This window comes from Rhizobium sp. Root1204 (assembly GCF_001424965.1).
Lineage (GTDB): Bacteria > Pseudomonadota > Alphaproteobacteria > Rhizobiales > Rhizobiaceae > Pararhizobium.
In genome coordinates this window covers 23641-46595 of the sequence record NZ_LMCZ01000040.1, presented here as the reverse complement: position 1 = coordinate 46595, position 22955 = coordinate 23641, and the positions used below count along the sequence as shown (strand labels likewise).

23 protein-coding genes are annotated in these 22955 nt (G+C 59.6%); 12 read left to right on the top strand and 11 right to left on the bottom strand.

Annotation, left to right across the window (positions count from 1 at the left end; translation table 11 throughout):
- Window positions 1-19: 19 nt before the first annotated feature.
- From ASC96_RS24605 to trxB, 7 genes are all read right to left on the bottom strand, one after another.
- On the bottom strand, window positions 20-961 hold the full coding sequence (locus ASC96_RS24605) for a lytic transglycosylase domain-containing protein (protein WP_082512257.1): 942 nt from the start codon (window positions 959-961) through the stop codon (window positions 20-22).
- 63 nt (window positions 962-1024) lie between these two features.
- On the bottom strand, window positions 1025-1528 hold the full coding sequence (locus ASC96_RS24600) for a GNAT family N-acetyltransferase (protein WP_060505715.1): 504 nt from the start codon (window positions 1526-1528) through the stop codon (window positions 1025-1027).
- A gap of 84 nt (window positions 1529-1612) precedes the next feature.
- Window positions 1613-2413 carry an aminoglycoside phosphotransferase family protein gene (locus ASC96_RS24595; protein ID WP_060505714.1) on the bottom strand — a complete coding sequence of 267 codons (801 nt, stop codon included), beginning with the start codon at window positions 2411-2413 and terminating at the stop codon, window positions 1613-1615.
- 197 nt (window positions 2414-2610) lie between these two features.
- Complete coding sequence (locus ASC96_RS24590; protein ID WP_060505713.1) at window positions 2611-3735, bottom strand: alkene reductase; 1125 nt, start codon at window positions 3733-3735, stop codon at window positions 2611-2613.
- A gap of 68 nt (window positions 3736-3803) precedes the next feature.
- Entirely contained in the window at window positions 3804-4097 is a 294-nt protein-coding gene (locus ASC96_RS24585; RefSeq protein WP_060505712.1) for a metalloregulator ArsR/SmtB family transcription factor, read from the bottom strand.
- 639 nt (window positions 4098-4736) lie between these two features.
- Window positions 4737-5633, bottom strand: a complete 897-nt coding sequence (locus ASC96_RS24580) for a LysR family transcriptional regulator VtlR (protein ID WP_060506051.1) — start codon at window positions 5631-5633, stop codon at window positions 4737-4739.
- 114 nt (window positions 5634-5747) lie between these two features.
- Window positions 5748-6722, bottom strand: a complete 975-nt coding sequence (trxB, locus tag ASC96_RS24575) for a thioredoxin-disulfide reductase (protein ID WP_060505711.1) — start codon at window positions 6720-6722, stop codon at window positions 5748-5750.
- A gap of 256 nt (window positions 6723-6978) precedes the next feature.
- Between trxB and ASC96_RS24570 the strand changes: the two genes are divergently transcribed.
- The 7 genes from ASC96_RS24570 to ASC96_RS24540 are packed head-to-tail and all read left to right on the top strand — an operon-like array spanning window position 6979 to window position 12764.
- Entirely contained in the window at window positions 6979-8043 is a 1065-nt protein-coding gene (locus ASC96_RS24570) for a glycosyltransferase family 2 protein (protein WP_082512256.1), read from the top strand.
- A gap of 6 nt (window positions 8044-8049) precedes the next feature.
- Window positions 8050-8583 carry an acyltransferase gene (locus tag ASC96_RS24565; RefSeq protein ID WP_082512255.1) on the top strand — a complete coding sequence of 178 codons (534 nt, stop codon included), beginning with the start codon at window positions 8050-8052 and terminating at the stop codon, window positions 8581-8583.
- Window positions 8584-8635: 52 nt separating this feature from the next.
- Entirely contained in the window at window positions 8636-9106 is a 471-nt protein-coding gene (locus ASC96_RS24560; protein ID WP_082512254.1) for an Lrp/AsnC family transcriptional regulator, read from the top strand.
- Window positions 9107-9163: 57 nt separating this feature from the next.
- Window positions 9164-9868, top strand: a complete 705-nt coding sequence (locus tag ASC96_RS24555; protein ID WP_060505710.1) for an FkbM family methyltransferase — start codon at window positions 9164-9166, stop codon at window positions 9866-9868.
- 13 nt (window positions 9869-9881) lie between these two features.
- Complete coding sequence (locus tag ASC96_RS24550) at window positions 9882-10706, top strand: glycosyltransferase family 2 protein (protein WP_060505709.1); 825 nt, start codon at window positions 9882-9884, stop codon at window positions 10704-10706.
- Window positions 10707-10713: 7 nt separating this feature from the next.
- Window positions 10714-11745 carry a glycosyltransferase gene (locus ASC96_RS24545; protein WP_060505708.1) on the top strand — a complete coding sequence of 344 codons (1032 nt, stop codon included), beginning with the start codon at window positions 10714-10716 and terminating at the stop codon, window positions 11743-11745.
- Window positions 11742-12764, top strand: coding sequence for a glycosyltransferase (locus ASC96_RS24540; RefSeq protein WP_060505707.1), 1023 nt, complete (start codon window positions 11742-11744; stop codon window positions 12762-12764). The genes ASC96_RS24545 and ASC96_RS24540 overlap by 4 nt, the downstream gene beginning before the upstream one ends.
- Here ASC96_RS24540 and ASC96_RS24535 read toward each other — a convergent pair.
- The gene (locus ASC96_RS24535; protein ID WP_060505706.1) at window positions 12761-13825 is read right to left on the bottom strand and encodes a glycosyltransferase family 4 protein; all 1065 of its coding nucleotides are present in this window, start codon (window positions 13823-13825) and stop codon (window positions 12761-12763) included. The two genes, ASC96_RS24540 and ASC96_RS24535, sit on opposite strands and share 4 nt — an antisense overlap.
- A gap of 142 nt (window positions 13826-13967) precedes the next feature.
- A complete protein-coding gene (greA, locus tag ASC96_RS24530; RefSeq protein ID WP_060506047.1) occupies window positions 13968-14444 on the bottom strand; it encodes a transcription elongation factor GreA in 477 nt (158 codons plus the stop codon).
- Between the two features lie 250 nt (window positions 14445-14694).
- Here greA and ASC96_RS24525 point away from each other — a divergent pair, with 250 nt between their 5' ends.
- The 3 genes from ASC96_RS24525 to ASC96_RS24515 are packed head-to-tail and all read left to right on the top strand — an operon-like array spanning window position 14695 to window position 16360.
- Window positions 14695-15006 carry a hypothetical protein gene (locus ASC96_RS24525; RefSeq protein ID WP_162260363.1) on the top strand — a complete coding sequence of 104 codons (312 nt, stop codon included), beginning with the start codon at window positions 14695-14697 and terminating at the stop codon, window positions 15004-15006.
- Window positions 15003-15359 (top strand): hypothetical protein, encoded by a 357-nt coding sequence (locus ASC96_RS24520; protein ID WP_060505704.1) that lies wholly within the window; start codon window positions 15003-15005, stop codon window positions 15357-15359. Before ASC96_RS24525 ends, ASC96_RS24520 begins: the two co-directional genes overlap by 4 nt.
- Window positions 15360-15379: 20 nt before the next feature.
- Window positions 15380-16360, top strand: coding sequence for an SDR family oxidoreductase (locus tag ASC96_RS24515; RefSeq protein WP_060505703.1), 981 nt, complete (start codon window positions 15380-15382; stop codon window positions 16358-16360).
- On the opposite strand, the gene ASC96_RS24510 is transcribed toward ASC96_RS24515, so the two are convergent.
- The gene (locus ASC96_RS24510) at window positions 16357-16959 is read right to left on the bottom strand and encodes a TetR/AcrR family transcriptional regulator (RefSeq protein ID WP_112834489.1); all 603 of its coding nucleotides are present in this window, start codon (window positions 16957-16959) and stop codon (window positions 16357-16359) included. The genes ASC96_RS24515 and ASC96_RS24510 overlap by 4 nt on opposite strands.
- A gap of 88 nt (window positions 16960-17047) precedes the next feature.
- Here ASC96_RS24510 and ASC96_RS24505 point away from each other — a divergent pair, with 88 nt between their 5' ends.
- Window positions 17048-17665 carry an NAD(P)H-dependent oxidoreductase gene (locus tag ASC96_RS24505; protein WP_060505701.1) on the top strand — a complete coding sequence of 206 codons (618 nt, stop codon included), beginning with the start codon at window positions 17048-17050 and terminating at the stop codon, window positions 17663-17665.
- 149 nt (window positions 17666-17814) lie between these two features.
- Window positions 17815-19212, top strand: coding sequence for an MFS transporter (locus tag ASC96_RS24500; protein WP_060506046.1), 1398 nt, complete (start codon window positions 17815-17817; stop codon window positions 19210-19212).
- Between the two features lie 48 nt (window positions 19213-19260).
- On the opposite strand, the gene carB is transcribed toward ASC96_RS24500, so the two are convergent.
- Window positions 19261-22752: a carbamoyl-phosphate synthase large subunit gene (carB, locus tag ASC96_RS24495; RefSeq protein WP_060505700.1), complete on the bottom strand. Its 3492-nt coding sequence runs from the start codon at window positions 22750-22752 to the stop codon at window positions 19261-19263.
- Between the last annotated feature and the right edge of the window lie 203 nt (window positions 22753-22955).

Genomic DNA, 22955 nt, shown 5'->3' with positions numbered 1-22955 from the left:
GAGAGCACAGGGTGACTGTTCAGTTCTTGAAGACAATGCAGGCGCCGCCGGTCTTGCGGATATCGGCGCAGACTGCATCGGCTTCCGCCCGCGTCTGGCGGCCGATGCGGGCCGTGTAGCGCAGCCGGTTTCCGAAGGCCCGGTTGCGCTCGCGCTGGATCAGCGGTTTCTCCGTATTAAGCGGCGAGGGCATGCGGCTGACGGTGGCCAGAAACAGCCGTTCCGCAACCGATTTCTGAAAATGTGCTGAAAGCTGCGCCCCCCAGGGTGTCCAGGTGCCTTCCTCTTCAAACTCAACCTCCTTCAGCCGCCGCTTGTCAGCAAGGGCGGTGCAGGCATCGTAGAAGGATTTGTCCTTGTCGAGCCGCAGATCGAGCGTCTGAGGCGGATTGTCCTTCCATTCCTCGACCGGATGGGCGGTGATGGCCAGCACATAGGCGCGCGTTTCGGACGGCAGATTACCGGTTTCCAGAAAGTTGCTAAGCCCGCCTTCACCGGCATTATAGGCGGCAGCGGCAAGGCCGAGATTGCCGAAGCGATTACGCAGCAGATCGAGATATTCGGCCGATTTTCCCAAGGCTTCCAGCGCGTCGAAGCTATTGGTGAGCCCGCGCAGTTTCGCGGTCGAAGGGATGAACTGCGCGATGCCCTCGGCACCCTTCGGGCTGACGGCATCCGGCCGAAACAGGCTTTCCTTCCAGATCAGTCGCGCGAAGAAGTCGGGTGGGAGCGCATTGGTTTCAGCGAAATGGCCAAGCGCCGTGCAGATGTCACGGCTATAGCTTTTGGCGCGCACGCAAAGCGTCGCCGTGCCGGTATTGGCGGAGTAGACGCACGGTGGTGCACGCCATTCCGGCTGCGCCAGGGCAATCGGGCTGTGCAAAAACGTCCCGCTAAGCACCGCGGCCGTAGACAGCGCTGCAAGCCATATCCGCTCCTGCCAACGTCTTTTGTATCTCATCCGCCAGGGGACCGTCCGCTTCGACGGCCCTTGATAGCATCGATCGGCGAAACCGGAAAATGCTTATGGTTTTTCCGGCAGGGTCAGCTGCATGAAGGTCAGGTCCAGCCAGCGGCCGAACTTGGTGCCGACTTCCTTCATCTGGCCGGTGATCTCGAAGCCGAGCTTTTCGTGCAGGCGGATCGAGGCGGCATTGTTGGCTTCGATGCCAGCGACCATCACATGCTTGCCGCAGTCCGCCGCCCGCTCGATCAGGGCAAGCATCAACAGCTTGCCGATGCCGCCGCCGCGCTGGTTCTTCTCGACATAGACGGAGTGCTCAACCGTATGGCGGTAACCGTCGAAAGCGCGCCAGTCGCCAAACGAGGCATAGCCGGCAATGGTGCCGTCATCCGTAACCGCGACAAGAACCGGATAGCCGAGGCGTTTTCGATCGGCCAACCATGTGGCGCGATTGACAAGATCGACCTGTGTATCGTTCCAGATCGCCGTCGTGTTGAGCACGGCATCATTGTAGATGTCGCGGATGGCAGGCAGGTCGGTTTCTTCGGCGTCGCGCAGGTGCATCAGTGGTCTCCAGCAGTTTGGCGAAGCTCTAAGCCGCGATAGAGGCGTTGTACAGCCGGTAAATCCTGCCCTTGCGCAAACTGCTTATGGATTACCGGCAAGCTCCGCCGCTGCAATTTCGGCAACGCGAAGCGCCGGTGCCGGATCGCCGCCATCTTCAAGAAACCACGCTGCGGAAAGTCCGGCATAGGCGACGATCCAGCGCAGCAACCGCTCCGGCGCAAGGCCCGATTCTTGTGCCACGATGGGAAGCTGGCGTCGCAGTCTTGCCGGCTCCTGTGTCGATGGCAGGTCGGGATTGCAGAACAGGTTGGCATAGTCATAGCCACGCTCGCCAAGCAAACCTTTCGGGTCGATGGCCAGAAAACCGCGGGCTTCGAAATCGAGAATATTGCTGTGATGGATATCGCCATGCAGCGCGCCGATCTCCCGGGGTTCGGCAAGCAACGCTTTTGCCACGGTGGCAGAGGTGCTGAACTTGCCGCCATGCGCCAGCGAGGCCAGTTCCAAGGCGCGGAACCAGATATTGAGAGGAACAAGCTCGGGATAGGGTTTTGCGGATGGCCTGTGCAGGGTTGCGACGGTTTCGCAGATGATCCGGCTCGCAGCCTCGTCTTCGCCCGTCATGGCCATGGACAGCAGAGAACGCTTGCCTTCAGCTCTCTCGAGCAAGATGGCGTCATCCTCACTGGCATAGACCTTGGCTGCACCTTGGCCGTTCCACCATTGCAGCAACAGGCCGCCGCGTTTCTCTTCGGCAATGGTCGCCACCTTCAGCATTGCAGGCAGACCTTGCCAGCGGACGGGCAGGAGGAGGCTGGACGGCGTGACGACTGGCACGCCATCAGGCTGCAAGGCCCATGCCTTGATGAAATGGTCGAACATTGCAGGCACCTTCACTCCGTGATTTCCCCAATGAGAGAAACGGTGGTTCGCGTCCTCTTCTCCCCTATGGGGAGAAGGTGGCCCGTAGGGCCGGATGAGGGGGCGGCTGGCTCCGAAATCACGGCCGTACCCCCTCATCGCCTTATCTCACTCGGCACTCTCGTGCCGACCCTCCCCCTCAAGGGGAGGGTGGATAGTCAAGCAACCTGCTGTTCAAGCACCGGATAATCCGTATAGCCCTTGGCGCCGCCGCCGTAGAAAGTCGCCTGATCCGGCATATTGAGCGGTGCATCGTCTTTGAGGCGTTCAACCAGATCCGGGTTGGAGATAAACGGCTTGCCGAAGGCGACGAGGTCGGTCTTGCCGTCCTTGACCGACTGGATGGCGAGGTCGCGGTCGTAACCGTTATTGGTCATCCAGGCGGCCTTGCCGCCGGCCTTTTCATAGGCCTGGCGCAGCGCCGCATAGTCGAACGGCTTGTCGCCCTGCTGGAAGTCGCGTGGGCCACCAGTCGCACCCTCGATGATGTGGATGTAGGACAGCTTGTACCTGGCCAGTCCTTCGACGACATAGGTGAACAGCGCCTGCGCATTCGGATCGGAGGAATCATTGGCAGGCGTCACGGGCGAAATGCGGATGCCGGTGCGGCCTTCGCCAATTTCCTTGGTGATCGCATCGACAACCTCGAACAGGAAGCGGGCGCGATTTTCGATCGGGCCGCCGTACTCGTCGGTGCGGACATTGGAACCCGAGCGGAGGAACTGGTCGATCAGGTAGCCGTTGGCGGCATGGATTTCGACACCATCGAACCCGGCATCAACAGCAGCTCGGGCGGCCTTGCGGTAGTCTTCGATGATGCCCGGGATCTCGGAGAGTTCCAGCGCGCGCGGTTCGGACGTTTCCGCAAAGGTGCCGGTTCCGTCAGCGTTGATCAGATAGGTCTTCGACTTTGCCTGGATGGCCGAGGCCGATACCGGCTTGCCGCCATCCGGCTGCAGCGTCGTGTGCGAGATACGGCCGACATGCCACATCTGCACGACGATCTTGCCACCTGCCTTGTGCACCGCGTTGGTCACTTGTCTCCAGCCGTCGAGCGCTTCCTTGGTGTAGAGGCCGGGAACGTCGGCATAGCCCTGGCCCTGATGGGTGATCGCAGTCGCCTCGGTGATCAGCAGGCCGGCGGAGGCACGCTGTTCGTAATAGGTGACGTTGAGCGTGTTCGGCACGGCGCCCGGCGAGCGGTTGCGCGTCAGGGGAGCCATCACGATGCGGTTGGCAAGCTCGATATCGCCGATCCTGATCGGGTCGAAGAGGGAAGTCATGGGAAGTCCTTTTCGTTTGCTGCGGGGTGTTTATCTTGGGAGGATAAAATGTTGGGCAACGTTGGCGGTCAGAGCGTGTTGCCGATGTCCTTCAGGAACGCTGCGATTGTGTCTTCGTTCCGCTTGTAGAAAACCCATTGGCCAACACGTTTGGTGCTGACGAGATCGGCGCGCTGCAGGATCGACAGATGGCCGGACACGGTCGATTGCGACAGGCCGCAGCGCTCGAACTGGCTGGCACAGATACCCATATCCAGCGGATGATGCTGGCTGGAAAAATGCGCTTCCGGTTCTTTCATCCAGCCGAGCATTTCGATGCGCTTGGGATGCGCCAGGGCTTTGAGAATTTCGTCCTTGTCCATCAGTCTACTCTGTATCGCTAAATTCCGATATAGCGATACGTAAATCGGTATTTTCCGATATTCAAGTCACGTCTTCGTGAAAAATGCCTGGAGGGGAAATCCGGGCAAAAAAAGAGGGCCGCTGACGAACAGGGCCCTTTTAGATGTGAAGGTTATAGAACCTCCAGAGGGGAACAGCTGCTGCGGTGGTACTGGGAGGAAAAGACCACCATGTGCATCAGCTGAACTGGATATGGGAAAGGTGCCTAAAAACTTCAATGCCGCTCGGCAAGAAATATTGCAACCTTAGGGATGTCTTTGAAATCTGGGCAAAAAAAGAGGGCCACAAGAAAAACTTGGGCCCTTTATAGTTATGAAGGTAATTAAACCTCCAGAGGGGAACAGCTGCTGCGGTGGCACTGGGAGGAAAAAAGCCACCAAGATGCATCAGCTGCAGTCGGTATGATGGTTTTTTGGGCTGTTCGCAATGATTTAATCTGCATGACAGCCATGTGCCGGACGCACCCCTGCGTAATTTTCAGGCGGTTTCTATTCCTTGCATCCCTTATAAAGCAGAGGATTTGGCAAAAAATAAGTTAAAACAACAGTTTGTCTAGGAGAAAGGTAGAGAGTGTTTTTTGTGCAGGTGCGAAGGCTGCATCAGAAGGCCCAGTTACGTGCCTTCGCAACGATGAAATCACGGAAGACTTTCAGCTTGGCGGCGTTCTTCATCTCGTCCGGATAGCAGAAATAGGTATCGAAGGACGGAATCTCGGCACCGATCGGAAGTTGAATCAAGCCGGGATCGCGGCCGACGATGTAGTCGGGCATCATGGCGATACCGATGCCGAGCAGGCAGGCGCGCTTGATCGAGGTCTGGCTGTTGATCTGCAGATGCGAGGGGCGGGGATTGTCCGAATCCCGGCCGGCGATCTCCAGCCAGTTGACGTCGAGCAGGTAGTTGGGCGCCGGCTCGCCGAAGGTGATGATGCGGTGGTTGTCGAGATCCTCGATCGACTGCGGCTCGCCATACTTGTTGATGTAGGAGGGGGCTGCGTAGACGTGCATGTGCACGGTGAACAGTTTGCGCTGGATGAGGTCGGACTGCTGTGGCTGGCGCAACCGGATGGCGCAATCGGCATGGCGCATGTTCACATCCAGTTCCTCGTTGTCGAGGATCAGCTGAACCTGCATGTCGGGATAAAGCGCCAGGAATTCCTGCACCTTGTCGGTCAGCCAGCCTTGGCCGAGACCCACCGTCGTGGTGATACGCAGCTTGCCGGATGGCTTGTCGGTGTTCTCGGTCAGCTGGACCTTGACGCTTTCCAGCTTCATCAGCACTTCGTGTGCCGTGCGATAGAGGATTTCACCCTGTTCGGTGAGGATCAGGCCGCGGGCATGGCGATGAAACAGCTTGATGCCGACATCCTGCTCCAGTGAACTGACCTGGCGGCTGATGGCCGATTGGGACAGATGAAGCTTGTCGGCTGCATGGGTGAACGATCCCGCTTCCGCCGCCGCATGGAAAATACGCAGTTTGTCCCAGTCTAGCGGCATGCCGTCCCCCAATAAATGCTCGTGGCGGAAAACGGCCTCGTGTTTTCCGCCATAAGGCTAATTGTCTGTTCCCACTCAGGAACGGTCTTCGACCGATCCCATTCTTCGCGGCTTCTATTCGGCCGCAATTGCGACAGGCATATGGCCCGCCAGATATTTTTCCGCTTCAAGAGCCGCCATGCAACCCATTCCGGCGGCGGTAATGGCCTGGCGATAGATATCGTCGGTCACATCGCCTGCGGCATAAACGCCCGGCACATCCGTGGCCGTCGAATCCGGCGCCGTCCAGAGATAGCCGTTCGGCTTCAGGCGTAGCTTGTCCTTGAAGAGTTCGACCGCAGGCGCATGGCCGATGGCCACGAACACGCCGTCGATCGGCATGTCGCTGACTGCGCCCGTCTTGGTGTTGCGCAGCTTGACGCCGCTGACCGAGGCCGGCATTGGGGGCTTGGCCGCCGCACCGGTATATTCGGTGACTTCATGATCCCAAACGACCTTGACGTTTTCCTTGGCAAACAGCCGCTCCTGCAGGATTTTCTCGGCGCGGAAGTGATCGCGGCGGTGAACGACCGTCACGGTCTTGGCAAGGTTCGACAGGTACAGCGCTTCCTCGACGGCAGAGTTGCCGCCGCCGACAACAATCACGTCCTTGTTGCGATAGAAGAAGCCGTCGCAGGTGGCGCAGGCCGAGACGCCGAACCCCTGGAAGGCTGGTTCGCTCTCGATGCCCAGCCACTTCGCCTTGGCGCCGGTGGCGATGATCACCACGTCGGCCGTCCAATCGGTGCCGCTGTCGGTTTTCAGCTTGAACGGGCGCACCGACATATCGACATCGGTGACGAGGTCGTTGACGATCTCGGCGCCGACATGCTGCGCCTGCTTGAGCATCTGCTCCATCATCCACGGTCCCTGGACCGGATCGGCATAGCCCGGATAGTTCTCGACATCCGTGGTAATCATCAGCTGCCCGCCCTGTTCCATGCCGGCGATCAAAACCGGGTTGAGCAGCGCGCGTGCCGAATAGATGGCGGCGGTATAGCCGGCCGGGCCTGAGCCGATGATGAGAACTTTGGTGTGTCGGGCAGTCATGGTCCGGGTCCTTCGATCGCTATGACGGTATAATGCCGCCCAGCTTCGTCCTGGGTTGAGAAAATCCTCTCTAGTCTAGGGATTCCCCCAGCCCTGTTTCAAGGGCGAGGCTGCTGATACACACAGATGTGTTGCTCCATTGCCCCGGTTTTACGAGGTTTTTGTGCATGACACACAAACTCTCTCTCGTTTTTCCATCCTAATACGTGTTACCGACGAGCCTTGTGACAAGTGGCCGATCGGGATCGAACTGGCAGTGAAAATACGGCAATCCTCATATCCGTTCAAAAACCCGGACGATTTCGATTATAGCCGTACGCTGTTTCACCGGCTCCGGACCTGGCTCGATAGTCGCCGCGTCTCCGCCCGGCTTAAAAGCAGAGCCGAAACGGTACCGCTCGCGCTTTTGTCGCCTGTCACCTTCTGGCCGCTGGCGGATAGCGACGTGCCTTTGCTTTTCCTGGCGCACAACGACCTCAAGTTCATGCGCTCGCTGCTTGCCCATTACCGCGCGCTCGGTGTCACCCGTTTCATCTGCGTCGATGATCAATCCGACGATGGCACGCGCGAATTGCTATGCGCTGAGCCCGATGTCGATGTCTGGACCTCGACGGTGCGTTATGGCGAAGCCCGCCGCGGAAAGCTCTGGCGCGAAGCGCTGTTTGCCCGCTATGGCAAGAACCGCTGGTATCTGAATATCGATGCGGACGAGTATCTCGTCTACGACCGCTGTTTTGAAAAGCCGTTGCCGGACCTGATTGCGCAATTGGAACGTCTCGGGCTTCGCCGGTTTGCGGCGCCGATGATTGATATGTATCCGGGTGGCAGCGTCAGTGCTTTCGCTTTCGACGGTTCGACGGACGTCATGCCTTGGGCGGTTGCCGGCTGTATCGATGGCAACGGCTACGTTCTTGAGAAGACAAAGCGCTTTCTCAGTCTCGCCGGTGGCCCGCGCCGGCGCAAGTTTGCAGCAGAAGCTGAAATGATGAAATATCCATTGATGTATTGGGACGACGAGTGCAGTTTCGGCATCAGCATCCATCAGCCACTGCCTTTCGATCGCAATTTCTCGGCCATTTCAGGCGTGCTGCTGCATTTCAAATTCTTTGCCGATTATCATGAGAAGACGCGGGCTGCGGTGGAGGACAAGCAGTATTTCGGTGGCGCTCGTGAATATCAGCGCATTCTCGACACTGTCGAGGCCAGCGGCGATCTTGATTTTGTCTATGACGGAACCTTGAAATATGCCTCGCCGGAGCAACTGGTCGAGCGTGGTTTCATGCGGTCGATCTGGTCCACCGGCCAGGGCGGGGGGATTTAACGGCGGATGCGCATCGGATCGCTGACCCATTGTTATTGGCTGCTTCGCGGATTTCTGTTGCCGGGACATTTGCGCATCGGCCGCAGAGCCCAGATTCGCTCGGGCGCGGCCATCGATGCCTATCGCGGCCGCGTTGTCATCGGCGACCGGTTCAAGATTCACAAGGGCGGGTTCATCGACGCGCAGAAGGGAAGCATCGAGATTGGCTCGAACGTCTCGATCAATCCCTATAGCATTCTCTATGGTCTTGGCGGGATCAAGATCGGCAATGATGTGCGCATCGCTGCCCATGTCGTGATCGTTTCCTTCGACCACCGTTATGACGATGTCTCCAAGCCCATTACCATGCAGGGTGTCATCGCCAAACCGATCACCATCGAGGACGATGTCTGGATCGGGGCCGGCGCGAAGATATTGGGGGACTCGCATATATCAAAAGGGTGTGTCATCGGCGCGAATGCCGTCGTCAAAGGCAAGACGGAGCCCTATGGAATTTATGTCGGCAGTCCGGCGAGGCTTGTGAAATATCGCGGGCAGTAACAAGAAAGGGTCTGCTCAGAGCGGACCAAGAAGAACAACGGGAAGCTCAACCATGGTGATACGCGTCGAACTTGATGCTATCGATATGAAAATTCTACGCGAACTCCAGAACGACGGGCGGATGACGAATGTCGAGCTTGCCGAACGCGTCGGAATTTCGGCGCCGCCCTGCCTGCGGCGTGTGCGAAAGCTGGAAGAAGCCGGCATCATCCGCGGCTATCGCGCTCTTTTGAATGCTCCGGCGCTTGGTTACGATCTGGTGGCCTTTTGCATGGTTGGGCTGAAGCATCAGTCCGACGCCAACCTGAAGGCATTTGCCAAGCAAACGGCCAAGTGGCCGCTGGTGCGCGAGGCCTGGATGGTGTCGGGCGAGTCCGATTTTCTGTTGCAATGCGTCGCCGAAAACCTTGCAGGCTTTCAGGATTTCGTTATTGAGGAGCTTACGGCCACGGAGAATGTGGACACGGTACGCACCATGCTGACCATTCGCCAAGTCAAGGATGTCAGCCTTATCGAGATCTAGATCTCCTGATTGGTCTGTTGCCCGAGATTTCCGCTTACCACGATAGGATCAGGTATTTTGAAAAGATTGCTGCGTTCGCTGCGCAAAAGCTTCCGGTACATGTTCAAGGTCCGTACCGTTCGGCTGGGCGGGGTGACGATCGATACGACTATTGGCCATATCCCGGAAAACGTCCGTGAGCTGATTTTCCGCGAAATCTACGAGGATACCGAGCGTGACCTGATCGGTAAAATCCTCAAGCCGGGTATGCGCACGCTCGAAATCGGCACTGGTATCGGCTTCGTCAGTCTGGTTGCGGCCCGGATCTGTGGAGTGAACAACGTGTTCTGCTACGAGGCCAATCCGGAACTGGAGCCGACGATCAGACGCAATTTCGCGCTCAACGGCATGGCGCCCAACCTGACCATGCGGGCGGTCACCGTCGATGGCGCCCCGATCACGTTTTTCAGAAGCGACAACATCATCTCGTCCAGCCTCTACGACCGCAAGCGCGATGATCAGCAGATCGTGGTGGAGAGCGAAGCGCTGTCCGATGTCCTGGCAAAGCACGATCCGTCGGCCTTGATCATGGATGTGGAGGGTGCCGAGATTGAGTTGCTCGGTGATGTCGATCTGAAGAACATCGCCCATATCATTGTGGAGCTGCATCCGCATATCGTTGGTGAAGCTGCGATATCAACGCTGGTTTCCAGTCTGAAAGCGCGCGGTTACGTCATGCGCAGCAGTAATCGCAAAACCTCCCATTTTGCCCGTGCGGCCTGAAGGGCGCCCTTTGATGCCAGCGAAACTCCCGCTCTCCGCCTTCATCATCTGCCAGAATGAAGAGGCCTATCTCGGCAATTGCATCGAGAGCCTGGAAAGCTGCGCCGAGATCGTCATCGTCGATTCGGGATCGACCGACGGTACGGCGGCGCTGGTGCAATCCTATATCGACAAGGGCTGGCCAATCCGTTTCCTGTTCGAACCCTGGCGCGGCTATGCCGGCCAGAAGCAGTTCGCGCTCGATCAGTGCCGTGAGCCCTGGTGTCTGAATATCGATTCCGACGAGCGGCTGGACGAGCCGCTTCAAGCCTTGCTGCCGTCGCTGCTGGAGGCTCCCGTAGATATCGTTGGCTGGCGTATTGCCCGCCGGCCCTATCTGATCGGCTATGGCTACACGCCTGATAAGGTACGCGAGCGCAAGAACCTGCGGCTGATCCGCAAGGGCAGGGGCGCCTACGATCTTTCTCAGAAAGTTCATGAAGGCATCGTCCCTGATGGCAAGGCTGGAGCGGCGGCGACCGGCAGCCTGTTGCATTACCGGCCGCTTATGCTGGACGAACAGATTCTCAAGGAAAACAAGTATTCTACCCTGAAGGCCGACCAGCAGTTTGTCGCTGGCAAGCCGCCACGGGCCTACAAGATGCTGTTCAGTCCCCCACTTTATTTTCTGCGGCTCTATTTTCGCAACGGGCTGTGGCGGTGTGGCTTTCCGGGCTTTATCGAGGCTGCGACCGGTGCCGTCTACGCCTTCATGACCGCAGCCAAGATCTACCAGCGGCACGCGTTGCAGCGGAAGCCGAATTTCGACGACATGGAGCGCGCACGCCGCGGCAAGTGAGGACGTCATGAAGGTTATGCACTATCACTTCGGCAAGGACGGCGGTGCCGAGCGCTTCTTTGTCAATCTCGTCAATGCCCTTCACGATCGTGGCGTCGAGCAGCGCATGCTGATCCGCCCGGACCGGAGCTGGCGCAAGGATCTGGAAGCGTGCGGGACTGTCTACGAGGGGGTCTTCCGGCGTATCTCGCTCTCGCGCTTTCTCTTGCAGGCTAGAATGAAGAGCGTGCTGCGCGAGTTTCAGCCCGACGTCATCATGGCATGGCAATTGCGGGCGAGCCGTTTCATGCCGAAATGGGATGCTTCGTTTCGCCTGTCGCGCCTTGGCGATTATCCCGAACATCTCGACTACTACAAGAACGTCCAGACCCTTGTCTGCATCACGCCCGATATGGCCGACAAGGTGCGGAAGATGGGCTGGACCCGCGACATCGAGGTGATTGCCAATTTCACCCGTGCAAAGCCGGTTGCTGCGGTTCAGCGCAGCGAGCTGCAAACACCAAACGATGCTTTCGTGGTGGCTGGCATGGGCCGATTTGTTCCCCGCAAGGGCTTCGACTATCTGATCCGGGCGATTGCCAATGCGCCCAATACCTATCTCTGGCTGCTGGGAGACGGCCCTGAACGCGACAACCTGATCAAGCTGGCCGCCGATCTCGGTGTCTCGGATCGTGTGCGGTTCCCTGGATGGAAAACCAATGCCTATGGCTATCTGGCCGCTGCAGATGCCTTTGCCGTCACCTCGCTGCATGAACCGCTCGGCAATGTCTGCTTTGAGGGATGGGGCGCCGGTAAGCCGACGATCGCATCGCGTGCGGAAGGCCCTTCATGGGTGATGACGGATGAGGCCGATGCGCTGATGGTCGATTGCGCCGACGCTGCGGGTCTCACAAATGCGATTGAAAGGCTGCGCGCAGATCCGGCTCTTCGCCAGCGCCTCAGCGAGGGCGGACAGGCGACATTGCGCGACCGCTTTTCCGAGGATGCGATCAGCGCCGCCTATATCGATCTCTTCAAGCGCGGGTCTGGCTTCCGATGAAGGTTTCGCACTTTCATTTCGGCAAGGATGGCGGGGCGGAGCGCTTTTTCGTCCATCTCGTCAATGCGCTAGCGCGCCGTGGCATCGAACAGACGGCGGTCATCCGGCCCAATCGCGTCTGGCGGCGGGATATCAATGCTGCTGTCGGGGTGACGGAGAGCCATTTCCGCAATCTGTCGCTTGATCGGGTTCTGTTGCCACGCAAAGTCCTGAGGATGGCGAGGAGCAGCAATCCGGACGCGCTGATGGCATGGGCGCCGCGGGCAAGCGAGCTGATGCCGGACTACAAGGGTTGCATCAAGGTTTCGCGGCTTGGCGATTATCCGACCCGGCTGCACTATTTCAAGAATACCGATGTGATCGTCTGCAACACGCCCGGCATTGCCGATCATGTGCGCAGTCTCGGCTGGACGCGCAGCGTCGAGGTCATCTCCAACTTCACCAGCACCGAGCGCGTCACACCGGTTGACCGCAGAACTGTCGACACGCCGGAGAATGCGCCCGTTGTCATGTCCATGGGACGTTTCGTTCCGCGCAAGGGTTTTGCGCTGCTGACCGAGGCCGTGGCCAAGCTGCCTGGCGTCTATCTCTGGATTGCCGGCGACGGTGAGGAGATGGAGAATGTCCGCAAGCTGGCCGCCGATATCGGTGTCACTGACCGCGTGCGGTTCCTTGGCTGGCAGAAGGATACCCGGCCCTATGTGGCCGCCTGCGATATCTTCGTCATGCCGTCGAGCCACGAACCGCTCGGCAATGTCATTCTGGAGGCCTGGGCACAAGGCAAGCCGGTCGTTTCCAGCCGTTCCGAAGGTCCGAGCTGGTTCATGCGCGATGGTGACAACGGCCTGCTCGCCGATATCGGCGATACCGATGGTTTCAGCCGGGCAATCGAGCGGCTGATCAACGACCGTCAACTGGCCGATCGTGTTATCCTGGGCGGCCAAAAGACCCTGATGGGCCAGTTCTCCGAGGAAGCGGTCGCCAACGCCTATATCGAACTGTTCAAGCGAAAACCTTAAGTCGCAGACGACAAAAGCTTTTCGTAGATTTCACCGATTTTTGTCGCTTCGCCCTTGATGCTGAAGCTGGCGATGGCGTGGGAAAGACCTTGTTCGCCCGCGCGCTTTGTCCGTTCCGGATCGTCCATCAGCGATGCCGCAGCGCCGGCCATCGCGGTCAGGTCGTTGGCGGGGACCAGGATGCCGGTTTCGTCCTCGCCCGTGACGAGTAGTTCGGAAAATGCGCCGACGTCGGTTGCCACTACCGGCACTTGCGTTGCCATAGCCTCCAGAGGTGTCAAGCCAAAACCTTCCCAGCGCTGTGGCGCGATGAAAAGATCGAGCGCGCGGTACCAGTCTGGAATATTAGTGTGTTCGCCGACGAACAGGATGCGTCCGGCAAGGCCTGCGGCTTTGACCTTTTCCTTCAGTTCTGTCTCGAACCCCTGATGCGATGGCGTGGCGCGGCCAGCGACCACGGCAATCCAGTCGGGCCGTTGTGGCAAAAGGCTGATCATGCTGTCGACGAACAGGTCGGTGCCCTTCTGATGGCGAACCCGGCCGAAGCAGCCGGCAATCCTCTTGTCTGACGGCAGGTTGAGGGCTGCCTTTGCTGCGGCCTTGTCATGTGCCGGGAAAAAGCGCTGCGTGTCGATGCCGTGCATGATCGTCGTACTCGGCACCTCCAGATAGTCGGCCGTACGGTTGCTGGTGGCGATCACCGCGTCCATCCGCCGGACGAGGAATTTGGTCCAGCCGGAATGTTTGCGCTGCGAAGCCGAGGTGAAGACGATCTTCAGTTTCATCCGCAGGATATCGCGCAAGACGATAGCGGGCAGCATTTCGATGTTGCGGCGGGCATGCCAGACGCGCAGCGCCCGGCTTTTCGGACGGCGCCAGAGGCTGAGAAGGGCTGTGTATCCGATATGTGGCAGGCTATCCGGCAGACCCGGTCCAAGAGCCGCCACTTTCTGGCCAAGTGCCCGCTGCACGGGGATCAGCTGGATGATGGTCGAGGTGACGCCGGAGAGGCGTTGCTTGAAGTTCGGTGCAATGATCTCGACGTCGCTGATATCTACCACTTGCCAGCCCTTGTGTGTGATTTGCAGTGCGCACCCTTCATGAGGCTCAAAGGTCGCTGTAGCGCTTTAAACATGCAGGAACAGAAAAAGCCCGGAGGCAGCTTTGCGCGCCGTCCGGGCTTTTCTATGGGCATGCCGGGGATCAGCCCCAGTTGATCGCGAGGATCTCGTAAGCCTTGGAGCCGCCGGGGGCGACGACTTCGATCGAATCGCCGACTTCCTTGCCAATCAGGGCGCGGGCAATCGGCGAGGAGATCGAGATGCGGCCCTGCTTCACGTCGGCTTCCTGGTCGCCGACGATCTGGTAGGTCTTGTTCTCTTCCGTGTCTTCATCGATCAGCTTGACGGTGGCGCCGAACTTGATCTTCGTACCGGACATCTTCGACAGGTCGATGACTTCGGCGCGCGCGACGTAATCTTCGACTTCGCCAATGCGGCCTTCATTGTGGCTCTGGGCTTCCTTGGCCGCATGATATTCGGCGTTTTCCGAAAGGTCGCCATGGGCGCGCGCTTCGGAAATCGCTTCGATGATCCGCGGGCGCTCTTCCTGCTGACGCCAACGCAGTTCTTCCTGCAACTTGGCGAATCCGCTCTGAGTCATCGGTACTTTATCGACCATTTCGCTGTCCTTCATAGTCCATGCTTGCCCGCTTCAAGCAGGGCTTAGCACAAAAGAAAACGGTCACCGGAGCGTTAACTCCGGAACCGTCGGAAACATTTGAATGACTCTTATAGCAGAAAGCGGAGTGAAAAAGCCAGATTAATCGGAGGCGGGCGCAAGCCGTGGGGTGTCCATCCAGCGCTGAAAATGGCTTGGAGGGAACAAATGACGGTAGTGCCCGTTGGGTGTTTGAGACGAGGACCAGATGATGCGAAACCAATCACCGGAACAGCTTGAAGGCCGGCTCAATGCCCACAGAAAACTCTTGGTCGCACTGGCTGCGTTTATCGCAGATGGCGCTGAGGGCCGGGCCTTTGTGGAGCGACTGAGGCGCGATGCCGAAACGGTTCTCGATCATGAGGAAGATCCTGGAGTGGAGCCCAATGGCAGTTTTGCAACTCAGCAGATCGCCGATGACGAGCTTCAGTCGATTGTCACTGCGGCGCTCCTGCGGGTGCAGGCGGTGGGACGTCAGGAACAGGCGCGCGGCGATGCCGCGCCGGAAAGCGAGGATCGATGATACAGGAAAACCACCGCCCTCTGGACAGGTTGAAGCTTTACCGGCTGGTTCCTGTTGCAAGGGCAGGGGATCCCAACTGGGACAATGCCGATAACCACGGCGAGGTGATTGTTCGCGCTTTTTCCGCCGCTGATGCCCGCGTCACGGCAGCGGAAGCAGAACTGGATTTTACCGAGATCGACGCTGCCCCTGCGGAGGGCAATTCGACGCGAGACGCCAGCGCTTTTCGCAACGAGCGGCTTTATGCCGTCGTTGAAATGCTGGACCAGTTGGGCGTTGCTGCGTCCGGACCGCGCGGCGTTGTCGATGGTGTCGTGTCCGTCGGCACGATCAAGCCGACACAGATTTCTTAAAAATCGCGAGGAGAGATACGATGGCCGCACGGTCGAGTCCAGCCGCCCGCACGGCGGAGAAGCAGCGTGATATCCAGGCTGAGGTGGCCAAGGCCGACGCCAGCGAAAAAACGAAAAAGCCTGCCAAACCGAAAGCCATGCAAGCTGGCGCGCGGGCTTATCCGGTCCCGCCCTTTCCCAGGCAGCACCAGCCGAAGCCGGGTGCCGAACACAGGCTCGACCCGGCCCCCTTCTATGAAGCGCCTTACTACAAAGGGTCCGGCAAGCTCGATGGAAAGGTTGCATTGATCACCGGCGGCGACAGCGGCATCGGCCGTGCGGTCGCAGTTCTTTTTGCCCGGGAGGGCGCCGATGTCGCGATCCTTCATCTTGCCGAAGGCAAGGATGCCGACGACACAGTGAAGGCGATCGAGGCGGAAGGACGGAAGGCCATGACCTTTCCCGGCGACGTGAAAGACCGGGCATTCTGCCGGAAGGCCGTTGCCGCCGTGGTCGAAGTCTTTGGGCGGCTGGATGTACTCGTCAACAACGCCGCCTTCCAGGTCCATTCCGCCGATGTGCTCGACCTTTCGGAGGAGCATTTCGACGAAACGCTGAAGACCAATCTCTACGGTTATTTTTTCATGGCACAGGCCGCGGTGCCGCACATGAAGGAGGGCAGCGCCATCGTCAACACGGGTTCGGTTACGGGCATCGAGGGCAGCAAGCAGTTGGTCGATTATTCCATGACCAAGGGCGGCATTCATGCCTTCACGAAGGCATTGTCCGGTCAACTCATCGAAAAGGGCATCCGCGTCAACGCCGTCGCACCGGGGCCGGTGTGGACGCCACTCAATCCTTCCGACAAACAGGCAGAGGACGTCGCCACATTCGGGGCCGACACGCCAATGAAGCGTCCCGCACAGCCGGAAGAGATTGCCCCGGCCTACGTCTTCCTCGCATCGCCCCAATGCTCCAGCTACATTACCGGCGAGGTTCTGCCGATCGTCGGTGGTTACTAGGCGTTCCGGCTAACCATCGACAGGATGGTCTGGTAAAGTTCGTCTTCGGCTTGAGCGGCGGTGATGTCGCCGGTCGCGGCGGCATAGGAGAGGGCTTCGGCGGCCCCAAGCATGGCCCAGAGACCGGCGGCGGCAATCGTGCCGGTGCCAGAGAAGGGGGCAAGAGCCGCCCGGCATTTTTCGGTGAAGACCGTCTCGTATTCGCGCTTGATCTTTTCCAGTTCGGGCGAGCCTGCCAGGGCTGCGCTGACGCCGGGAATTTCTCGCCCCTGCAGAAGAACGCATTCGATATAGGATGATGCAATCACCCGTGCCTTTCCGGAAAGGGTCGGCTCGCTGTCCTCAAGCGCCTTGTCCATCAGCGCCGTCTGACGCGTGTCGTATTCGCGGTAGAGCACTGCCAACAGTCCCGGCCGTGTGTTGAAATGGTCGTAGACCACGGGCTTGGTCACGCCTGCCTGTTCGGCCAGATAACCAAGCGTCAGTGCTTCGGTTCCCTCGGTGCGAACCACTCGCCATGCGACATCCAGCAACTGACGAAGCCGTTCCTCTCGCGACAGGCGCCGTCGTGTCGACGTGGTGGGAGCTGTGTTTTCCATGCTTGACACCGTTATGTACCAAAAGTAACTTACTAAAAGTATATAGCGTGCGACTTTCGCTCGCAACAGCCAAGCAGGAGTTTTCAACATGCATGCGCTTATCGTCGTCGCCCATCCCGACCAGGATTCGCTGACCCACACTATCGTCCGGCATCTGGCGGAGGGCATCGCCCAGCCGAATGATGATCATTCCTTTGAAATCGCTGATCTTTCAGCGGAAGGTTTTTCGCCGGAATTCACAGTGACCGACCTTGCCGTTCACCGCCGTGACGTGCCAATCCCGCCAGATATCGCCGCCGAGCAGAAGCGGATCGATCGTGCCGAATCGCTCGTGCTGGTCTTTCCCGTCCACTGGTGGTCGATGCCCGCCTTGCTGAAGGGCTGGATCGATCGGGTGTTTTCCAACGGCTGGGCCTATGATGAGGGTGTGGGGATCAAGTCCGTGAAGAGGTTGCGTCATCTTAACGTTCATCTTGTCGGCCTCGGCGGCGCCAGCGCATCGACCTATGAGCGGCGGGGCTATCGCGATGCGATGAAGACGCAGATCGATCACGGCATCTTTGATTATTGTGGCGCTCCGGTGCTGACATCGGAACTGCTGCTCGGGTCGGAACCGGCGGATGTCGTCCGGCATCTGGAGGCCGCGCACACCATCGGCCGGGAGCTGTTCAATGCCCGTCCAGCCAAAGAAAATCAGGCGGCGTGAGGGCGAAAAAATCAGTTCTGCCGTAAAAATAGGGCTTTACCTCAACAGCGCTTGAGGTTGTATCAGTCTGGCTCCCTACTGGAGACGGAAGCATGACGACTGACAATATCCCTTACACAGACGAGCCGGTGAACAGCGCCTCCTCTGAAATGGCCGGAGGATGGGGTGAGCTGATGCAGCCGCGTTATCTCGTTTCGACGATAACGCTCTGCCTCGGCGTCGCCCTGTTCGCCTTCAACGAGTTCTTCATTTCCACGGCCTTGCCGACGGCGGTCGAGGAACTCGGTGGTGCCTCGCTTCTGTCCTGGGCCTTCACCCTCTATCTGGTCTTTGCCATCATCGGCGGCCTTGTCGCGGCCAATCTCAAGCGGCGGTTCGGTGCCCGCAACACACTGCTTGCCGCAGCAACCGTTTTCATCGCCGGCACGGTGCTTGCGACCACCGCTGCTGATATGAAAGAGGTTCTGGCCGGGCGGTTGCTGCAGGGGGCGGGTGAGGGTGTTGTCGCCGCTCTTTGCTATGCGCTGATCCCCGAGCTTTTCCCCTCCCGCCTCGTCCCCAAGGTGTTCGGCGCCGAGGCGATCGTCTGGGCCATGGCGGCGTTTTCCGGACCGCTGGTCGCCGGCGGATTGACCGAGCATTTTTCATGGCGGGCGGCCTTCTTCGTCAGCATCCCGGCGGCGGCCATCTTCATCGTCCTCGTTCTCGCCATCGTTCCGCGCGGGGTGTCCGGTGCCGGGAAAGTCTCGCCCATTCCGTTTGTACGCCTCGTCGCAGCGGGGGCTGGCATCCTGATGATCTCGCTGTCCGGCATTGCTGGTGGAACAATGCCGATGACCGCATTGTTGATCGGCGCGGCCGTGGTTCTGGTAACCGTCGTTCTCTTCGACCGGCGTTCACCCAACCCGGTTCTGCCGAGCGCGGCATTCACCGCCCGCAAGGCACTGGGAACCGGATTATGGGTGATCCTGCTGATGCCGCTTTCGCAGGCAGCTGGCTCGGTGTTCCTCGTCTACAGCCTGCAGCATCTCTGGAATCTCGGTCCGACCGCAGCCGGCGCGCTGAGCGCAGTCATGGCGATTTCCTGGAGCCTGAGCGCCATCGGCGTGGCAAGTGTGCGGTCGCTGGCATTACGCAATCGGATCATGTTGACAGGCCCGGTTCTGCTTCTGGCGGGACTGGCCTCGGTGGTGCTTGCGATCAGTGCCGACATATTCTGGTTGATCCTGCCGGGGCAGGCGATGATCGGCGCAGGCTTCGGCGTCTCCTGGGGCACGCTCAGCCAGCTGATGATGGACGTATCCACCGATGACGAACGCGACCGGACCTCGGCCATGCTGCCGACCTTGCAATCGGCAGGGTATGCGATCGGCGCCGCAGTCTTCGGTCTAGTTGCCAATCTCATGGGGTTCGGCGGCACTGCAAGCGTTGAAACGATGCGCCACGCCATGCTGGTGGTTTTTGTCAGCGGATGTGTGATTGCAGCTGTCGCCGTCATTCTCGGTTTTCGAACCGTGCGCCTTGCGCGTGCGGAAATTGCGATCTGATATTTCGCAAAAGAGAAACGGCGCCCTCTCAGGCGCCGTTCACATGCATCAATCCTGGAAATAGCTCTGCAGCGTGCGCACTTCCAGGCTTCCGGCCTTCAAGGCCTTGATCGCCCGGGCAGCCGCTTCGGCACCCGCCATCGTCGTGTAATACGGCACCTTCTGCATCAGCGTCGCACGGCGCAGCGACTTCGAGTCCGAGATCGCCTTGTTCGAATCCGTCGTGTTGATGACGAGATGGACCTGGCGGTTGCGGATGGCGTCCTCGATATGCGGACGGCCTTCCTGGACCTTGTTGATCTTGGTGGCGGTGATGCCCTTTTCGGCGAGGAAGCGCTGCGTGCCGCCGGTTGCCATCACCTTGAAGCCGATGTCAGTCAGGATGCGGATGGCGGGCAGGACCCGTTCCTTGTCCTCGTCGCGCACCGAGACGAACACGGTGCCTTCGCGGGGCAGGTCGACGCCGGCACCGAGCTGGGCCTTGGCGAAGGCCAGCGCGAAGTCTGTATCGAGGCCGATGACTTCGCCGGTCGAGCGCATTTCCGGGCCAAGCAGGATGTCGACGCCGGGGAAGCGGGCAAACGGGAACACCGCTTCCTTGACGGCAATGTGGTTCAGCTTGCGCGGATCCGGCTTCTTGCCATAGGCGGAGATCGCATCATCAAGCTTTTCGCCGGCCATGATGCGGGCAGCGATCTTGGCGATCGGCGCGCCGATGGTCTTGGCGACGAAGGGCACCGTGCGCGAGGCGCGCGGGTTGACTTCGAGCACGTAGATCGTGCCGTCCTTGATGGCGTACTGGACGTTCATCAGGCCGCCGACGTTCAAGGCCTTGGCCATTGCCTTGGTCTGGCGCTCGAGTTCGTCGACGATCTCGGATGACAGCGAGTAGACAGGCAAAGAGCAAGCAGAGTCACCGGAGTGGATACCGGCTTCCTCGATATGCTCCATGATACCGGAGACGAACACAGTCTCACCGTCGCAGAGCGCATCGACGTCGACTTCGACGGCATTGGTCAGGTAGCTGTCGAACAGAAGCGGGTTCTTGCCGAGCAGGGTGTTGATCTGGCCGGTCTTGTCGTTCGGATAGCGCTGCTTGATATCTTCCGGCACCAGTTCCGGTACGGTGTCGAGCAGGTAGGTCTGCAGCATCGATTCCGAATGGATGATCTGCATGGCACGGCCGCCCAGAACATAGGACGGGCGCACGACCAGCGGGAAGCCGATTTCGGATGCGACGAGGCGGGCCTGTTCGACTGAATAGGCGATGCCGTTGTTCGGCTGGTTGAGGTCGAGCTTCATCAGAAGCTTCTGGAACCGGTCGCGGTCTTCGGCGAGATCGATCATGTCGGGGGCGGTGCCGAGGATCGGGATGCCGTTCTTTTCCAGCGCTTCGGCGAGCTTCAGCGGCGTCTGGCCACCGAACTGGACGATGACGCCGTGCAACTCGCCGTTTTCCTGTTCGGCGCGCAGGATTTCGATCACGTCTTCGGCGGTCAGCGGCTCGAAATAGAGCCGGTCGGATGTGTCATAGTCGGTCGAGACGGTTTCCGGGTTGCAGTTGATCATGATCGCTTCATAGCCGGCATCCTTCAGCGCGAAGGCGGCATGGCAGCAGCAATAGTCGAACTCGATGCCCTGGCCGATGCGGTTTGGACCGCCACCGAGGATGACGACCTTCTTGCGGTCGGAAATCTGCGCTTCGGAGCGTGCCTTCCCATCAAACGGCGTCTCGTAGGTCGAGTACATGTAGGCGGTCGGCGAGGCGAATTCGGCAGCGCAGGTGTCGATGCGCTTGTAGACCGGGCGCACGTTCAGCCGGTTGCGCAGTTCGGCCACTTCCTTCGGGCGGCTCTTGGAGAGCGTCGCAAGACGCGCATCGGAAAAGCCCATGGCCTTCAACATGCGCAGGTTTTCAGCGTCTTCCGGCAGGCCATGCTCGCGCACGCGGGCTTCCATGTCGACGATCGCCTTGAACTGGGCGATGAACCACGGGTCGATCTTCGAACCGTCATGAACGTCGGCTTCCGACATGCCCATGCGCAGCGCCTGGGCGACCATGCGCAGGCGATCGGGCGTCGGGGTGCCGATGGCGGCGCGGATGGCGTTGTGGTTGTCGCCACTGTCTTCCAGCCCCGGGATTTCGATCTCGTCGAGACCGGTCAGGCCGGTTTCGAGGCCACGCAGGGCCTTCTGCAGCGATTCGGCAAAGGTGCGGCCGATTGCCATGACTTCGCCGACCGACTTCATCGCCGTCGTCAGCGTCGTGCCGGCGCCGGGGAACTTTTCGAAGGCGAAGCGCGGGATCTTGGTGACGACATAGTCGATCGAAGGTTCGAACGAGGCAGGCGTCGCACCGCCGGTAATGTCGTTGTCGAGTTCGTCCAGCGTGTAGCCGACCGCGAGCTTGGCGGCGATCTTGGCGATCGGGAAACCGGTGGCCTTCGATGCCAGAGCAGAGGAGCGCGAAACACGCGGGTTCATCTCGATGACGACGAGGCGGCCGTTTTCGGGATTGACGGCGAACTGCACGTTCGAACCGCCTGTCTCGACGCCGATCTCGCGCAGAACCGCGATCGAGGCGTTGCGCATGATCTGGTATTCTTTGTCGGTCAGCGTCAGGGCAGGGGCAACGGTGATTGAGTCACCCGTGTGCACGCCCATCGGGTCGATGTTCTCGATCGAGCAGATGATGATGCAGTTGTCCGCCGTGTCGCGGACCACTTCCATTTCGTATTCCTTCCAGCCGAGCACCGATTCTTCGATCAGCACTTCGGTGGTCGGCGAAGCGTCGAGGCCGGAATTGATGATCTCGAAGAATTCCGAGCGGTTATAGGCAATGCCGCCGCCGGTGCCGCCCATGGTGAAGGACGGGCGGATGATCGCGGGCAGGCCAATGGTGTCGAGCGCCTGCGCGCCGATCGCCATGGCATGGCTCATGTAGCGCTGCTTGCGGTCTGTCTCGCCGAGATTCCACTGGTTTTCCAGTTCGTCCAGCGCCTTGTCCAGTTCGGCGCCTGACAGCTGCGCCTTCAGCTTGTCGCGCTCGGCGACATGCACCTTGCGGTCGGCGTCTTTGATTTCGGTGGCATTGGCCAGCAGCGATTTTGGAGTTTCGAGACCAATGCGCTCCATCGCTTCGCGGAACAGGGCGCGGTCTTCGGCCATGTCGATGGCGGCGGGCTTGGCGCCGATCATCTCGACATTGTAGCGGTCGAGCACGCCCATGCGCTTCAAGGAGAGTGCGGTGTTGAGCGCCGTCTGGCCGCCCATGGTCGGCAGAAGCGCGTCCGGGCGTTCCTTGGCAATGATCTTGGCGACGACTTCAGGCGTGATCGGCTCGACATAGGTCGCATCGGCCATATCCGGGTCGGTCATGATGGTGGCGGGATTGGAGTTGACTAGGATGACCCGGTATCCTTCCTCGCGCAGCGCCTTGCAGGCCTGTGTGCCGGAATAGTCGAACTCGCAAGCCTGGCCGATGACAATCGGACCCGCGCCGATGATGAGGATCGATTTAATGTCTTGGCGCTTTGGCATGGGTTCTATCCGCTTTTTCCGGCTGCGCAAAAAACCGGCCAGGGTGGGAGATCACCGGTCGGGTCGCGCAGGCTTGGTATTTTCAGGCTAGAAGCGGCTTATAGGGAAATGTGACGCAAAGCGGAACCCCGAAAATGCGGGAATCGACAGGAAAGTTCGCGTGTTTTCCCTGTCATGGCGCCTGTTGCGAGGTTCGGTTTGCC